The sequence below is a fragment of the Variovorax sp. P5_A3 genome (assembly GCF_056400665.1).
On sequence record NZ_JBFUKW010000021.1, the window covers coordinates 24432 to 39483 of the forward strand.

Here is a 15052-nt window from a genome sequence, read left to right on the forward strand (position 1 = left end):
CAATCGGTCCCTTTTGCCATCTTTCGTTGAAAGCCGGTTGTCGCCCGAGGGGCGGCATGTGTCCAACCGCAGGAGTTCGCGATGATTCAAGCCGCCCTTTCCCCACCGACCCGTCACCCCTGCGATCCCCGAGCGCCTGGCGCGTCGCTGTGGTGCGGTGAAGATGTCGCGCTGGAGTGTGACTATGTCGAACCTGAAGACCTGAATCAGGCGCTCGACGCGCTGCGCACGGCCACCGGCCGCGCGCGGATCGTCGCCGGAGGCCAGAGCCTGTTGCCGGCACTGCGCAGCGGCATGATGAGCGCCGGCAGGCTCGTGAGCCTGCGGCGTATCGCTTCACTCAAGACCCTCGCTTGCGAGCGCGGCGTGGTGATCATCGGAGCCGAGGTCACCTTCAGCGAGTTCCTGGCCAGCGTGCACGCCACGACGCAGCCCTTGCTGCAGCAGGCGGTGAGCCATGTCGGCCATCACACGGTGCGCAACCGCACCACCTTCGGCGGCACGATCGCCTGGGCCAACCCCATGGGCGCGCTGCTGCTGGCGTTGGCCATGCTCGATGCGACCGTGGTGACGACGCATCGACGCCTGCCGAGTACCGACTGCGTGGCCGGCGTGTTGCGCAACAGCCTGGCGCCCGACGAGATCATAGTGGCTGTCGAGATTCCGATGCCCCCGGCCACGCGGTGCTTCGCCTTCCACAAGACCACGGCCCGCCGCTCGGGCGGAAAGGCCTTGTCGAGCATGGCGGTGACTCTGGACTTGGCGAATGACGGTACCCAGACTCTGCGGATCGGCGCCGTCGGCTTGCTGGACCGTGCGTGGGTCTCGCACTGGCGCGTATTTGCCTTCGACGATTTGACAGGAAACGCAGTGGACGCCTTGCTCGCGAGCGCACCCACTGCACCGCGCTTCGATCCGCTGCTGCCGTCGCCGGCCTATGCACGCGCTTCCGCTGCACTGGTGTGCCGGCGGCTTGTCCAGGAGATGCTCCATGCATGACACCCCTTCCGTGACGCTGAATGGCCGGCTCACGCCGCTGCTCGTCCATCCCTGCGATTCGCTGGCCGATGCGCTGCGCGACACACTCGGCATGACCGCCACGCGCATCGGCTGCAACGAAGGCATCTGCGGCGCCTGCACGGTGCTGCTCGATGGCCGCTCGGTGCGCGCCTGCATGACCCTGGCCGGGCAGGCTGACGGCTGCCGCGTCGAGACGGTGGAGGGCTTTGCCACCTTGCCCACGCGGCGCCTGTTGCAACAGGCCTTCGTCGAGCAGTTCGCCGCGCAGTGCGGCTTCTGCACCTCCGGCATGCTGGCTGTGGCCGCAGAGTTCCTGGAAGACCCGACGGTCGGAGATCACACGGACGAAGCCCTGATCCTGGAACGCCTGAACGCCGTCATGTGCCGTTGCACCGGCTACCGCAACATCGTGGCTGCCATCGTTCAGGCAGCGCGACAGCAGCAGGAACAAGGAGTACGCAATGAATGACCTCAGCGACGCACGCCTGCTGACGGGCACGACCTATGTCGGCAGTTCGGCGCGGCGGCCGATCATCGAGCGCTTCGTCAAGGGGCGCGGGCAGTACGTGGCCGACTTGCGGCGCCCCCGCATGCTGTATGCGGCCTTCGCACGATCCTCGGTTGCGCATGGGAGGCTGCTAGCCGTCCACACGGCACAGGCCGCGGCCGTCGATGGGGTGGTCCACATCCTGACCGGCGCCGACATCGGGCATATGCAGCCACAGCCCTTGACCTACGATCTGCCCGAGCAGCAGGTCTCGGGCATGCTGCCGCTGGCCACGGACCACGTGCTCTTCGTCGGCCATGCGGTCGCGGTGGTGGTCGCCACGAGCCGCAAGGCGGCGGCGCGCGCTTGCGCGCTGTTGACGGCCGACATCGAGCCCTTGCCCGTGGTGGCCGAGATGGACGAGGCGATGCGGCCCGATGCGACGGCAGTCCACGCGCACTGGGCGCATAACCGCGTCGCGACCTCGCGCTGGAACAGCGCCGACGTACCGGCATTGCTCGCCGAATCCTTCCTCGTGATCGAGGGCGTGTTCAACAGTCCGAGGGTGCATGCGCTGCCACTGGAGACCCGCGGCGTGCTGGCCGAACCCGGTGGCGAACCCGGCTGCGTGACGCTCTACACGCCCACCCAGTCGCCGCACCAGGTGCGCGGCCATGTGGCCCACATCCTGGGCTGGCCGGAACATCGGCTGCGCGTGATAGCACCCGACATCGGCGGCGCCTTCGGCATGAAGGTCTGGATGTTCCCCGAAGAGCCGGTGATCGCCTACCTAGCGGACTTGCTGGAACAACCGGTGCGCTGGATCGAAACCCGCCGCGAGGCCTTCGTCGCTTCGACGCATGCCCGCGCGGAACGCGTGGAACTGGCGATGGGTTTTTCGCATGACGGCCGAGTCACGGGCCTGAAGGCGCGCGTGGTGCTGGACAAAGGGGCCGATCCGGGCACCGTATCGAATGGCACCGCGTTCGTGTCCGGCGTCTGCATGACCGGCGCCTACGCCATAGCGGCGATCGACGTCGAAGCCACCGGCTTCGCCACGCACCGCACGCCGACCGGCGCGTTCCGCGGTTTCGGCCAGCCGGAGGCCAATTTCGCACTGGAACGCGCCCTGGACATCGCAGCGCGGCACCTGGGCATGGACCCGGCCGAAATCCGGCGGCGCAATTTCGTGACGCCCGAGGCCATGCCGTATTCGGTGCCGACAGGCCTGGTGCTGGACAGCGGCCACTACGCAACGCTGATGGACCTCACGCTGAAGCGCTTTGGCTACGCGCAGGCCTGCCAGCGCGCGGCAGAAGCGCGTGCCGAAGGCCGGCTGGTCGGCGTCGGCATGGCGTTCTACACCGAGGTGACGAACTTTGCGCCGTCCTGGCTGACAACCCTGCTCGGCATCCGCACCAGCGGCTTCGACATGGCGTCCATCCGGATGGAGCCTTCGGGCCACGTGGCGGTCTTCATCAGCCAGACGCTGATGGGCCAGGGCCTGGAGGTCGCCATGGCACAGACCTGTGCAGACGAACTCGGCCTGCCGATCGAGCACATCCTGGTGGTGGCGAACGACACACAGACCGCCGCGTTCACCGGCTATGCGAGCGGTGCCAGCCGGGGCGCCGGCGTTTGCGGCTCGTGCGTGACGCTGGTCAGCCGCCGCCTGCTGACCCGCCTCAAGACCTGGGGCGCGCACCTGCTGCAGCTTGACCTCGATGCGGTGGTGGTCGAGGCCGGGCAGGTTCGGTCGATTGCCGATCCGCAAGTCTCGGTGCCGATGGCCGACATTGCGCGCGCCGCCTACCTCTACGTGAGCCATCCCGAAGGACTCGAGCCGGGGCTGGCAGACCAGGCCGGCTACGACCCGCCTGGCCTGGCGATTCCCTACGGGTTAGCGGTTTGTGAAGTCGAGGTTGACCCCGCCACCGGTACCGTGGCGCTGCAGCGGCTGGTGTTCGGTCACGACTGCGGCACCCAGATCAATCCGCGCATCGTGGAAGGCCAGGTGCTGGGAGGCGCCTTGCAGAGCGCAGGCACCACCTTGTCGGAAGAGATCGTCTACAGTGCCGATGCCCAGCCCCTGACCTGGTCACTGCACGACTACGGGCTGCCATTCGCGGGCGATCTGGGCGACTTCGATGCAACCCACACCGAAACGCCATCACCGTTTTCGCTCAACGGAGCCAAGGGCGTGGGTGAAAGCGGCACGATCCCGATCCCGGCAGCAATCGCCAACGCCGTGCATGACGCACTGGGCGGCACCCGCGGCCTGTGCGAGCTGCCGCTGACGCCGGAACGGGTGTTCAGCTACCTGCATGGCTGAACCACAGGGTACCAATGCCCCGAGTTGGGGACTTGTGCGACTCTGCATCTCATTGTCGTGGAACTGATGAGATGGGACGAACTTTGGCTCCATCTGAAAGACTCATCATTCGTACTGCACAGCCTTGTGGCCAGCGACTGAGAGCTGTGTAGTGTCGTGGATATTGCAGCCGCAAGTGCATATGGGAACGACAAAAATGCCCTCCTTCGCCTCCCGGCGCGCCGGGATTGGCGCGGCAGCGTCGGTAGGCTTCGTGCAAGACATCTTCGCGGCACACCTTGTCCCACAGGCTGTAGATCCGGTGGGCTACTTCGCTCTTGGCTTTCACCCGCAAGGTGCTCTGCAGGGCACTGTCACATTGTTGATGGCGTAAGCTTGATCGATGCAAAAGACGACGAGATCGCTCTATCACGGGCGGTTCCCGGCGGTGGTGATCAGCCGGGCCGTGCGCTGATATTTTCGATTTCAACAGAGCCTGCGCGACATCGAGGAGCTTCTGTTCGAGCGCGGTGTGGTCGTCAGCTACGAGACGATCCGGCGCTGCTGCGACAAATTCGGCGCGAGCTTTGCGCATGGCGCCAAGGGCGCACGCCGCAAGCCGGGCTCGACCTGGCATCTGGACGAGATGTTCGTGACGCTGCGCGGCGAATCCTAGCTGCTGTGGCGCGCCGTCGATCAGTATGGCGCTGAACTCGACGTTCTTCTGCAGAAACGCCGCGACAAGGTCGCAGCAAAACGCTTCTTTCGTGAAGGCCAGTGCCCGCGTGAACAACCGTGCCGAAAACAGCCATCAGCCCACCCGTGAACGCGAGCGGCGCATGCGAGGCTTTCGCCTGCCTGAGCGCACGCAGGCCTTTCTCTCGAGCTTCGGTCCCATCCGCCAGCACTTCGCACTCAAGCGTATGCGGTCAACGAACGCGGGAACGTAGTGACAGACGATCTGGAAGATCTCAAGCGCCGACTGGTGGTGGGTCACAAGCGACGGGCGCAGTGTGTACGACGAGAAGGCGAAGTCTGAGCTTGTGGCGTCGTGCCTGCGGCCTGGCGCCTCGGTGTCGCGCCTGGCGCGCAAAACGACGAGACGCCGTCTGCTTGAACTTCCGCTTCCGAAAGCTGAGGTCCGCGTTAGACCGGACTCGGCGGAAGCTGCCGTCCGCGTCTGCCTGCAATCTGTTCGCGACTTCTCTGAGATTCATCGTGCGTTGCATCAAGTAGTTGGTCCGGAAGCCCGCGCCATGGCGAGCGTGTCGATGTATTCGCGGATTTTCGTCACCTTGCCGTTTTGAACAGTGATGGCGAAGACGAAGTGGTCCTGGAACGTCCTGTTCGTGGCTTTGACCTTCCCGCGGCTGAAGCCGATCATCAGAACCCGGTCGCCTTGCGCAATGAATTCGGGGGGCTCCGGAAACGAAGTCTCCAACTCGGAAGACATGTGCAGCAAGTCGGCAAGACCCGCGTGCCCGCGGTGCGTGCCGGCCAGCGGCCAGTCCGCACCCGGAATGATCCACTCGATGTCATCGTCCGACAAGGTTCGCAGACCCCGCTGGTCGCCGCGGCCAACAGCCGCAAAGAAGTCCTTGACAGTCTGGACATTCGCTTGTGTGCTCATCGAGATGTCTCCATCTACATTACAGCGCATCGTGTCCGACCTAATCGGACACGATCGAAAGAAACCCGCGACTGGAGCAAGGGACGGAACGATGGCGTCTTGAGGTTCGCGTCGGTCAGGTCGCACCCGTCGCCGCGGGTACCTGTCAGCGCTTCACGAACCGATAGACGAAACGATCCGTTTCGCCCTTGATCGAAGGATCGAACACCTTGATCGAGTGCGGATCGTCACTTCTGGCGAGCATGGAGCTTTCCGCGTCCAGTACGAAGCCGGCCGCCTCCACCTCCTCGCGAACGGCCGCAGGCTCGATCCGATGCAGCGACTGCGCGTCGCTCGTGCCCAGCCCGGCGGTGGCGGCGTGGTCCACGATGACGTAGTACCCGCCGGGCTTCAGCTGCTCGTAGACAGCTCGATTGAAGTGGGCCGCCGTCGCGCCCTTGGCCTGCATCAGCGCGGTGTGGAGATCGTGATAGAACAGATGCATCCAAAGAACATCCGCTTGTTGCGTGACCTCCGGCATCGCCACGAGGTCCGCCGAAACGGCTTCCACGTTCTCTCGGCCCGGCTCCGTCGCAAGCGTTCGCATCCGGCCGACCGGATCGTTCTTGAAGTGGGCGACTTCGGCCGGCACAAAGCTGAAGACCCGTCCTGCGGGTCCCACTATGTCGGAGAAGAGACGGGTCCAGTCGCCATCGCCCGGGTAAACGTCGATGACGGTGGAGCCCGCATCGACTCGTGCGAACTGGATCAACTCGGATAGCTTGGCTTGGTCGTACATCGGAATCTCCTTTACGGTTGGCATTCGACGAGCGCGGCGTGCGAGGGGGCGATCCACGGCGGGTCCACCGTTGATCTGCACTCTCGTACTAGACCTGCGCCATGCCTCCGTCGACGGCGAGATCCACACCGGTGATGTAAGAACTTTCATCAGAGGCGAGGAACGTGACGGCTGCCGCGATTTCCTCGGGGACGCCTCTGCGACCCATCGGGATCTGCGTGGTGAACTGTGCGACCGCTTGCTCGACCTGTTCAGCGGTAAGGCCTGTCGTCGTCGCCAATGCCGGGGTATCGATTGCTCCGGGGCTCACACAATTCACGCGGATGTGGCGGTCCTTCAATTCCAAAGTCCAACCGCGCGCGAGGTTGCGCACAGCCGCCTTACTCGCGGCGTAGGCGGTAAACCCTGGGAGCCCGAGCACGTTCGAGACTGAAGAGGTCAGGATTATCGAACCGCCGTCTTTGAAGAGGGGAAGGGCCTTCTGCACCGTAAAGAACAGCCCCTTCACGTTCACGTCAAAGGTCTGGTCAAAATGCGCCTCAGTAGCTACCGCGAGCGGTGCGATTGTCCCCGCGCCCGCGTTCGCGAAGAGAACGTCGATGTGACCGTGTTTCTCTTTCACGACGGCATAGAGCCGGTCCAGATCTTCCAAGCGCGACACGTCGCCCACGACCGTCGTAACGTTTCTCTTGATGGAGGCGGCAGCCTCCACCAGCTCTTTCTCTCGTCGCCCAGTGATCACAACGTGCGCACCTTCTTCCACGAAGCGCTTGGCCGTGGCCAAGCCAATCCCGCTGCTCCCGCCCGTGATGACTGCAACCTTACCTTCTAGTTTCTTCATGATCTTCAACCTTTCGTTTGTGGTGTGACGCGGCGCCGCTGTTCCGATTGGCACATAGGCGCTGTATCATTTGGATCACCGATCCAGATCAAAATTCGCTTTATCCGAATCAGTGATCCGAATATACGGATCGGTGATCCGTTTGTCAAGGGACCTATGCGAGCCGACGCCCAGAAGAATCGAACCCATCTCCTTGCGGTCGCGCGCGAGGTCGTCGCCGAGCACGGTGTCAACGCGTCCATGCGCGATATAGCGCGCCGGGCCGAGGTCGGATTGGCCACGCTGCTTCGTCATTTCCCGACGCGGGAAGCCTTGTTCGAAGCGCTGTTGTGCACACACTTGGACGCATTGGTACAGACGGCGGGCGGACTCGAGAAGTCGGATGCACCCGGTGAGGCGCTCGTTTCATGGTTCCGCGAATGGATGGCGTTCGCGCAGAGCTATCGAGGCGTTGTCGCCATGATGGCAGCCGCCCACACGAACCCGGAGTCCGCTCTGTATGCCGCGTGTGCAGCGGTGCACTCAGCGAGCGCGCGCCTGCTGCTTCGCGCACAGGCCGGGGGGCAGGCGCGCGCCGACATGAATGGGGACGACTTGTTCGGCCTGATGTCGGCGCTCGGTTGGCTTGTCGACCTGCCGGCGTTCGCGCCGCGGGCCGATCATCTATCCCACATCGTCGCCAGCGCCATCTTGCCGAATCTGCCGAGTCGCGGTGTCGCCAAGCGACCTGCCAAGCCCGAGCGGTGAGGCTTCGCTATGCCGGCGCCGACGCGTCCATCCGCGCGGCCAACGCCATGGCCTGCGTGTCGATGTACTCGCGGAGCGTCGCCAGCCTGCCGTCCCGGATCGTGATGTCGAAAACCCAGTGGTCCTCGAATGGCTTGTTCGTGGCCTTGATTTTTCCCGTCGCGACGCCGACGACCAGAACACGATCTGCCTGCGCCACGAATTCCGGAGGTTCCGGGTAGGTCATCTCCACCTCATCGGACGCCTTCTGAAGCACATCCGCGACCAGCGCCAGCAGAGCCTGCTTGTCGCCTCGGCCGATGGCGGCGAAGAAGTTCTTCACGACCTTGACGTTGTTCTCGGTGCTCATCGTGTCTTTTCAGCAGGCGCGAATCGGATCGTGCTCGACCCGATTCGGGCATCGTCCTTTCAGTCGAACTTGACCAGGTCCTTGAAGATCAGGCGACCCCAGCTGTTTCCGCGTGCCTGCATGAGCAGTCCACCTTCGGAAAGCCCGCCAAGCAGGATCGGCGCGAAGCCGAGCTTTTTCGCGAGCTCGCCAATCTCTGCTGCAGCGCCTTCATCGTCGCTCGACAGGAACACGACTCGCTTTCCGCCGTGCACAGCCGGATCCTGGTCGAGGACGGCAGCGCCCAGATGGTTGAAGCCCTTGACCAGCCGGGCACCAGGGAAGGCCTGTGCGACGAACTTGGATGAAGGCTGTCCTCCCAATGTCTCGGGAGGCACGCCGTAGGCATTGGTCACGTCGACGACGATCTTTCCCCGCCAATCGGAAAGCGCGCCCCCGACACCTGCGTGTGATTCAAAGCGGACAGCCAGAAAGACGACGTCCGCTTTCGCGGCCTCCGCCAGTGTCGCGGGACTGATCTGCGGGCCGATCGTGGCCGCGTCTGATGCGAAGCTTTCCGGGTCGCGGGTCGTGGCCACTGAAACGGCGACGCCGCTTCGGGCAAACGCCTTGGCCAGCGCCTGGCCGATCTTGCCGAAGCCGATGATTGCGTAGCTCATAAAGATTCCTTTCTTGCCAATTTCACAGGAGGCGGGTGTCGGCCGGCTCATGCTTCAGGTCGTCGTGACGGCCGTCGTTGTATTTCAAGGTCCTGGCGAGTTGGTCGGCGTCCTGCTCGATGCCGTCCAGCGCGGCGATGGACACAGCGTAGAACTTCGCTTCGTTTCCCTCTGCGAAGGCGCGGACACCACAGGTCCTGCAGAAGCGGTAGCGAAGGTGGGACTCGGATTTGCCGGGAGGAATCCATGCGTAATCGGTCAGCTGGTCTTTGCCTCTCTCGACTTCAAAATCTTCAGGCGGCACGATCGCGAACCAGAAGCGTGACTTGGTGCAGATCGAGCAGTTGCAGCGCGTCGTTCCTTTGTCGAAGTCGATCTTGGCCTCGAAGGCGAGCGCACCACAGTGGCACGAGCCACGGTAGGTTCTCTTCGTCATCGTGTTTCCTTTGTCCGCTGTGAGTGAAGGTTGGAAAGGCCCCTGTCGGAGCCTCGCCCGCATGAAGTTCGCTGCAGCCCCGGGCCGAACTCCGCGCGTCAGAGTTGCGCCAGGCCGCCGTCGACGGCGACCTCGCTGGCGGTCATGAAGCTGCTGTCCGACGAGGCGAGAAAGGCAGCCACCGCTCCGATTTCCGCCGGATCGGCCATGCGCTGGAGTGGAGTCATCGCGGCATAGGCTTTCTGGCCTTCCTCGCCCAGCGCTTCCTTCGCGAGGTCGGTCGCCGTCGCCCCGGGCGAGAGCACGTTGACCCGGATGCCAGTGCCCTTGAGGTCCTCGGCCCAGGTGCGCGCGAGGTTGCGCACCGCCGCCTTGCTCGCGCTGTAGGCGCTCATCCCCGGGGCGCCCGTGGTGCCGGCGCTCGAACCGGTCAGGATGATCGAGGCGCCTTTGCCCATCAGCGGCAGCGCCTTTTGGACCGTGAAGATCGTTCCCTTCACATTGGTGTCGAAGGTCTCGTCGATGTGCTCGGCGGTGATGCTGCCGAGCGCAAGTTGGCTTCCCGCCCCCGCATTGGCGAAGACGATGTCGAGGCTTCCGCGCTCGGCCTTCACCGCGGCGTAGAGCCGGTCGAGGTCGGCCTCGTCGGAGACCGAGCCCTTTACCGCGCGGGCATTGGGCCCGAGCTCGGCCACAACGGCGTCGAGCACTTCCTGCCGGCGGCCGAAGACGAAGACGAACGCACCCTCGTCGATGAATCGCTTTGCCGCGGCGCGGCCGATACCGGTCGCGCCACCGGTGATCACGGCGGTCTTTCCATTCAGTCTGTTCATGAGATGCATCTTTCGTTGAAGTCGTCTGGACGCAGCGATCTGCTTCCTTGCCAACAAATATGCACTCCTGATAACCTAAGGACAAGTATGCACTTTTTGGTAAGTATCGAAAATGACGACGTCTTCTGAAATCTGCGGCACTGGCTGCGGGCTCAATGCCACGCTCCGCGTCATCTCGGGCAAGTGGAAGCCGCTGGTCCTGTTCTTCCTTCGCGACGGCCCGAAGCGCTACGGCGAATTGAAGCGACTGGTCGAGGGCGTCAGCGACAAGGTGCTCATCCAGTCGCTGAAGGATCTGGAGGCCGATCGGGTGCTGGCGCGGACAAGCTACAACGAAGTACCGCCGCGCGTGGACTACGCGCTGACCCCGCTCGGTCGCAGCCTGGCCGACGCGATCATCCCGCTGTGCACCTGGGGAACTAAGAACGCGGCGGAGATGGCAGGCATCTTCGCGGAGCGCGACAGCCTGGTTCAGCAGGAAGCCGAATGACCGGTTCGCCGTCACTCATCTGAAGCAGCGAGAGGCAGCAACGGGCCCTAACCGGGCCTACAGCGGACGCCGAAACTGCCCGAAAGCGGCGGTTGGATGACGCGCAGTCTTCCGTCACGCACACCTCCTGGAACGACTATGAGGTCGTGGCGGCGAATCTGCCCGACGGCGAGGAGCGGAGCATCGATGGTCGAGCGCCGCCATATGCTCTCTATGTCGACCCGCCAATGGCAAGAATCGGTGATTCCGAACGCCAGGCGCGTGACCGCGGAGGTCGGGTCCTCGTCGGCTTCATGCCCATGTCGCGCGTCGGCCGGGCGAGGGAGCGCTCCGAGACCCGAGGCTTCATGAAGGTGCTCGTTGACGCCGACTCGTTGCGTCTGCTCGGCGCGACCTTCGTATGTATCGACGCCGACGAGGTGGTGCATTCGTTGCTGGACGTCATGGCCGCAGGCGTTGATGTGAGGAAGGTAGCCACCAGCGTCCCGATTCATCCGACGATCAGCGAGCTGATTCCAAGCATGCTGCAGCAGCTGAGGCAGCTCTAGGAGCGTTTGCAGATCCTGTCCCGCCGACCTTCCCTTGGTACTATCGCCGCGACGCATTCCACCAAAACATGGCAACCATTCATCGCTCCGACTGCTGGTTCGGCCAGCGGCTCGCGCGACAGTACGGTATCGACACCGTGCCGTCTCTCGTCACCACATCGCGCAGGGGCTCCGAGCTCGGTGTTGCGCGCATGCAGCATGAGCTCCCGCATCTCTTCGTGCTGCCGCCATTGCCGCCCGAAGACGCGTTCCTGCTGAGCGTCGAGATCACTTCGGGAGGCAGCCGGCGCATCGTCAGGGGCGGCGCCTCGCTCCAGTTGGGCTTGCAGCAAGAGGGAGCGTTTCACATTGCTGATCTGTCGGAGCGTGCCTCCGCCTACGTCTGCAGCCCATTTCACTCCATGCTGTTCCACATGCCCCGCGCGACCATCGATTCGTTCGCCGAGGAGATGGAGGTGCCGCGCGTCGACACGCTGCGTTGCGATGGCGGCACCGTGGATCCGGTGATTGCAAATCTGGGAAAGGCGATGCTGCCTGCATTGATGGTCCCGGAGGAAGCAAGCACGTTGTTCATCGATCATGTGGCCCTCGCGTTGAAGGCCCACGTCATTCATGTCTACGGTGGCCTGCGGCGTGCTGCGCCGCTGCGTTCAAGAGGACTGGCACCCTGGCAGGAGCGTCGCGCGAAGGCGTTCCTGATGGAACACCTCGCCGGGGACGTTTCGCTGACCGATCTCGCGCGAGAGTGCGCGCTTTCGCGCAGTCATTTCAGCAAGGCCTTCAAGCAGTCCACCGGACAGGCGCCACACGACTGGCTGGTGAGCCAGCGCGTGGATTCGGCGCGGCGCCTGCTGAGCGAGCCCGATCTCTCGATTGCGCAGATTGCCGCGGCCTGCGGCTTTGCGGATCAAAGCCACTTGACGCGTGTGTTCGTGGCGCGAACCGGCACGTCGCCGGCGCGCTGGCGTCGCAGCCGGGCTGCCTGATCCGGGCACGGTACCGTGTGGATCACGGCATCCAGACCGAGTGCGGCAGCAGTGCGGGTACGAGCGGCCTGTTCAACTGCTTCACCCACCATTGCAGGGCCTGGCCGTCGGCACCCGTCTTCCAAGCCAGCCAGAAGGCTTCGGGCTGACGAGGCTCTTCGGTGGGAAGTTCCACCAGGGTGCCGCGCGCGAGTTCGCCCTGGATGCAGGCCTTGGGCAGGAACCCATGCCCCAGGCCCGCGGTCTGGCAGGCGATCTTGGCCGCCATCGACGGCACCGTGATGCGTTGCTGGCCTGCGAGAAGGCCGATGGTGCGGTCCGACAGCGTGCGGGCGCTGTCCCCCACCACGATGGCGCTATGCCCCAGCAGGTCGCCGCGTTGGAGAGGGCGATCCAGCCGGGTCAGCGGATGTGTCGGCGCAACGCAGAACACGAATTCAAGACTGCCCACGGTGACGGCCTGGTAGCCGCCGCCGGCCGGCCCTTCGCCCGCGGCGATGACGACATCGGCGCGCCCCTCGCGCAGCGCCTCCCAGCTTCCTGTCAGTGCCTCGCACCCGATGCGCAGCCGCGTCCCGCAGCGAAGCGCTTCGAAGGCCCGGACGTCGTCGATGAGCGCCTGCGTCGGGATCAGCGAATCGTGCACGAGCCGCAACTCTGATTCGAAGCCCGTAGCGATCTGCCGCATGCGGGATTCCAGGTCGCCCGCGGCGCCGAGCAGCCAGCGCCCTTCCTTGAGCATCTCCTCGCCCGCGGCGGTGAGGGTCACGCGCGGTCCGTTGCGTTCGAACAGCAGCATGCCGAGCTGCTCCTCCAGCTTGCCAACGGCGTACGAGATCGTGGAGGGCACCTTGTTCAGGTGGTTGGCGGCGGCGGCGAAGGAGCCATGGCGCGCGATGGCGTCCACGACCTCAATGGCTTCCAGGCTGAGTTTGAGCACGTGCGGGTCCTTCGGGCTGGATGATCGAAAAAATCGATCATAAGGGGCGAAAAGTTTCGCCCATGGGCCTTATCCGATGCAAGAAGATTTGGCCATGCCTTGGGGATTGTCTTCGAGGCTCATCGTGAATCCAATCGAATTCAGTGAACATCAAAGGAAATGAGACATGCTGGAAGTTCGCAGTGCCAATGACCGTGGAATCGCAGACTTCGGCTGGCTGAAGTCCCGCCACACTTTCTCTTTCGGCCACTACCACGATCCCGCGCAGGAGGGCTTCTCGGACCTGCTGGTGATCAACGACGACCGCGTGCATCCAGGTCGTGGCTTCGGCACGCACCCGCACCGCGACATGGAGATTTTTTCGTACGTGCTCGACGGCGCGCTCGAGCACAAGGACTCGATGGGCACGGGGTCGATCATCCGGCCCGGCGACGTTCAGATGATGAGCGCCGGCACCGGCGTGCGGCACAGCGAGTTCAATTCGTCCTCCTCGGACCCGTTGCATTTCCTGCAGATCTGGATCCTGCCGAATGCCAAGGGCGTCGCGCCGCGGTATCAGCAAGTGCACTTCACGCCGGCAGAAAAGCGCGGGCGGCTGCGGCTGATCATTTCGCCCGACGGCACCGACGGTTCGCTCGCCGTGCACCAGGACGCCCGCGTCTACGCGGGCCTGTTCGACGGTGAAGGAAGCGCCTCGTTGGCGCTCGGCCCCGAGCGCTATGCCTACGTTCACGTGGCGCGCGGCAGCGTCGAGGTCAATGGAAAACGCCTGTCCGAGGGCGACGGCGCGCGTGTGCGCGACGAGCAGCGGCTCGACCTGGCGCGCGGCGACGGCGCCGAGGTGCTGGTGTTCGACCTGCGGCCGAATGAACTGCCCTCGTTCTGACCGCATTCCGGGTCTGGCGGGACGTCAAATGTCCAAAGAGCCTCACTAATCGACAAGACGAGCGTCCGCGCCGAAACGAAGATTCACGCCGGACGCCGCCCCTCAGTTTCCTCTCACAAACCACGGAGTCACCCCATGTCCATCAAAGCCACCCCGACCCCCGGCGCCAAGCTGCTCACGCCGAAGGACCACACGCTGATCCTGATCGACTTCCAGTCGCAGATGGCGTTCGCCACGCACTCGATCGACGCGGTCACGCTGCGCAACAATGCCGCGCTGATCTCGCACGCCGCGGCCGGATTCGGCGCTTCGACAATCCTGACGACCGTCGCGGAAAAGAGCTTCTCCGGACCGATGTTCGACGAGATCAAGGCCGCCTTCCCGAACCAGAAGATGCTCGACCGCACCTCCATGAACACGTGGGAGGACGCCAATGTCATCCAGCAGGTCAACGAGATCGGCAAGAGCCGCATCGTGCTCGCCGGCCTCTGGACCGGCGTGTGCATCGTCGGCCCCGCGCTGTCGGCGATCGACCAGGGCTTCGAGGTCTACGTGATCTCGGACGCTTGCGGCGACGTCTCCGCCGAAGCGCACAACCGCGCCATGGACCGCATGGTGCAGGCCGGCGCGCGGCCGATGACCTCGCTGCAATACCTGCTGGAGATGCAGCGCGATTGGGCACGCACCGACACCTACGAGATGACGACAGGCATCGCCAGGAAGTTCGGCGGCTCCTACGGCCTCGGCATCACCTACGCCAAGACCATGTTCGGCGCGCACGAAGGCTGAGCGGGCGGGCGCGATGAAGCCGTACCTCATTTCCCTGGCGCTCGGCGTGCTGGTCGGCGTCATCTACGCGCTCTTCAGCGTGCGCTCGCCGGCGCCGCCGATCATCGCACTGGTCGGGCTGCTCGGAATCCTCGCGGGTGAGCAACTACCACCATTGGTCAAGCAGATGTTCGCCTCGAATCCGGCCTCGACCTCGTGGCTGCACCACCAGGTCAAGCCGCACATGTTCGGCGAGCTTCCGCAGCGCGCGAAGCCGAAGCTCACGGCGTCAGAGCCGGCCCGGGCCGAAGATCACAGCGCATGACAGACGACTTCGATCTCC

General features: G+C 64.3%; 18 protein-coding genes and 1 pseudogene. 11 read left to right on the top strand and 8 right to left on the bottom strand.

The window, feature by feature from the left end:
• The first annotated feature begins 81 nt into the window (after positions 1–81).
• The 4 genes and pseudogenes from AC1D3B_RS26215 to AC1D3B_RS26230 all read left to right on the top strand — a co-directional run bounded on the left by AC1D3B_RS26215 (position 82) and on the right by AC1D3B_RS26230 (position 4768).
• Positions 82–999, top strand: a complete 918-nt coding sequence (locus AC1D3B_RS26215) for an FAD binding domain-containing protein (RefSeq protein ID WP_478193598.1) — start codon at positions 82–84, stop codon at positions 997–999.
• Positions 992–1489: a (2Fe-2S)-binding protein gene (locus AC1D3B_RS26220; protein WP_478193599.1), complete on the top strand. Its 498-nt coding sequence runs from the start codon at positions 992–994 to the stop codon at positions 1487–1489. Before AC1D3B_RS26215 ends, AC1D3B_RS26220 begins: the two co-directional genes overlap by 8 nt.
• Positions 1482–3839, top strand: a complete 2358-nt coding sequence (locus tag AC1D3B_RS26225) for a xanthine dehydrogenase family protein molybdopterin-binding subunit (protein ID WP_478193600.1) — start codon at positions 1482–1484, stop codon at positions 3837–3839. The genes AC1D3B_RS26220 and AC1D3B_RS26225 overlap by 8 nt, the downstream gene beginning before the upstream one ends.
• Before the next feature lie 382 nt (positions 3840–4221).
• Positions 4222–4768: pseudogene (locus AC1D3B_RS26230) on the top strand (IS6 family transposase).
• Between the two features lie 278 nt (positions 4769–5046).
• On the opposite strand, the gene AC1D3B_RS26235 reads toward AC1D3B_RS26230, so the two are convergent.
• The 3 genes from AC1D3B_RS26235 to AC1D3B_RS26245 form a co-directional block, all read right to left on the bottom strand.
• Positions 5047–5448 carry a nuclear transport factor 2 family protein gene (locus tag AC1D3B_RS26235; RefSeq protein WP_478193601.1) on the bottom strand — a complete coding sequence of 134 codons (402 nt, stop codon included), beginning with the start codon at positions 5446–5448 and terminating at the stop codon, positions 5047–5049.
• A gap of 145 nt (positions 5449–5593) precedes the next feature.
• Positions 5594–6226 carry a class I SAM-dependent methyltransferase gene (locus tag AC1D3B_RS26240; protein WP_478193602.1) on the bottom strand — a complete coding sequence of 211 codons (633 nt, stop codon included), beginning with the start codon at positions 6224–6226 and terminating at the stop codon, positions 5594–5596.
• Between the two features lie 88 nt (positions 6227–6314).
• Positions 6315–7067 carry an SDR family NAD(P)-dependent oxidoreductase gene (locus AC1D3B_RS26245; RefSeq protein ID WP_478193603.1) on the bottom strand — a complete coding sequence of 251 codons (753 nt, stop codon included), beginning with the start codon at positions 7065–7067 and terminating at the stop codon, positions 6315–6317.
• Between the two features lie 156 nt (positions 7068–7223).
• Between AC1D3B_RS26245 and AC1D3B_RS26250 the strand changes: the two genes are divergently transcribed.
• Positions 7224–7814 carry a TetR/AcrR family transcriptional regulator gene (locus tag AC1D3B_RS26250; protein ID WP_478193704.1) on the top strand — a complete coding sequence of 197 codons (591 nt, stop codon included), beginning with the start codon at positions 7224–7226 and terminating at the stop codon, positions 7812–7814.
• A gap of 7 nt (positions 7815–7821) precedes the next feature.
• Here AC1D3B_RS26250 and AC1D3B_RS26255 read toward each other — a convergent pair whose 3' ends face one another.
• The 4 genes from AC1D3B_RS26255 to AC1D3B_RS26270 all read right to left on the bottom strand — a co-directional run bounded on the left by AC1D3B_RS26255 (position 7822) and on the right by AC1D3B_RS26270 (position 10091).
• Positions 7822–8163, bottom strand: coding sequence for a nuclear transport factor 2 family protein (locus AC1D3B_RS26255; protein ID WP_478193604.1), 342 nt, complete (start codon positions 8161–8163; stop codon positions 7822–7824).
• A 59-nt stretch (positions 8164–8222) separates the two neighbouring features.
• A complete protein-coding gene (locus AC1D3B_RS26260; protein WP_478193605.1) occupies positions 8223–8822 on the bottom strand; it encodes an NADPH-dependent F420 reductase in 600 nt (199 codons plus the stop codon).
• 22 nt (positions 8823–8844) lie between these two features.
• The gene (locus tag AC1D3B_RS26265) at positions 8845–9258 is read right to left on the bottom strand and encodes a GFA family protein (protein ID WP_478193606.1); all 414 of its coding nucleotides are present in this window, start codon (positions 9256–9258) and stop codon (positions 8845–8847) included.
• Between the two features lie 98 nt (positions 9259–9356).
• Positions 9357–10091, bottom strand: a complete 735-nt coding sequence (locus AC1D3B_RS26270) for an SDR family NAD(P)-dependent oxidoreductase (protein ID WP_478193607.1) — start codon at positions 10089–10091, stop codon at positions 9357–9359.
• Positions 10092–10203: 112 nt separating this feature from the next.
• On the opposite strand from AC1D3B_RS26270, the gene AC1D3B_RS26275 reads away from it, so the two are divergent.
• The 3 genes from AC1D3B_RS26275 to AC1D3B_RS26285 all read left to right on the top strand — a co-directional run bounded on the left by AC1D3B_RS26275 (position 10204) and on the right by AC1D3B_RS26285 (position 12115).
• A complete protein-coding gene (locus tag AC1D3B_RS26275; protein WP_478193608.1) occupies positions 10204–10581 on the top strand; it encodes a winged helix-turn-helix transcriptional regulator in 378 nt (125 codons plus the stop codon).
• 92 nt (positions 10582–10673) lie between these two features.
• The gene (locus tag AC1D3B_RS26280) at positions 10674–11129 is read left to right on the top strand and encodes a hypothetical protein (RefSeq protein ID WP_478193609.1); all 456 of its coding nucleotides are present in this window, start codon (positions 10674–10676) and stop codon (positions 11127–11129) included.
• A gap of 68 nt (positions 11130–11197) precedes the next feature.
• Entirely contained in the window at positions 11198–12115 is a 918-nt protein-coding gene (locus tag AC1D3B_RS26285; RefSeq protein WP_478193610.1) for a helix-turn-helix domain-containing protein, read from the top strand.
• Positions 12116–12137: 22 nt separating this feature from the next.
• Here AC1D3B_RS26285 and AC1D3B_RS26290 read toward each other — a convergent pair whose 3' ends face one another.
• The gene (locus tag AC1D3B_RS26290) at positions 12138–13055 is read right to left on the bottom strand and encodes a LysR family transcriptional regulator (protein ID WP_478193611.1); all 918 of its coding nucleotides are present in this window, start codon (positions 13053–13055) and stop codon (positions 12138–12140) included.
• Between the two features lie 166 nt (positions 13056–13221).
• On the opposite strand from AC1D3B_RS26290, the gene AC1D3B_RS26295 reads away from it, so the two are divergent.
• The 3 genes from AC1D3B_RS26295 to AC1D3B_RS26305 all read left to right on the top strand — a co-directional run bounded on the left by AC1D3B_RS26295 (position 13222) and on the right by AC1D3B_RS26305 (position 15034).
• The gene (locus tag AC1D3B_RS26295) at positions 13222–13941 is read left to right on the top strand and encodes a pirin family protein (RefSeq protein ID WP_478193612.1); all 720 of its coding nucleotides are present in this window, start codon (positions 13222–13224) and stop codon (positions 13939–13941) included.
• Between the two features lie 135 nt (positions 13942–14076).
• The gene (locus tag AC1D3B_RS26300; RefSeq protein ID WP_478193613.1) at positions 14077–14730 is read left to right on the top strand and encodes a hydrolase; all 654 of its coding nucleotides are present in this window, start codon (positions 14077–14079) and stop codon (positions 14728–14730) included.
• A 13-nt stretch (positions 14731–14743) separates the two neighbouring features.
• Positions 14744–15034, top strand: coding sequence for a XapX domain-containing protein (locus tag AC1D3B_RS26305; RefSeq protein ID WP_478193614.1), 291 nt, complete (start codon positions 14744–14746; stop codon positions 15032–15034).
• The last annotated feature ends 18 nt before the right edge of the window (positions 15035–15052 follow it).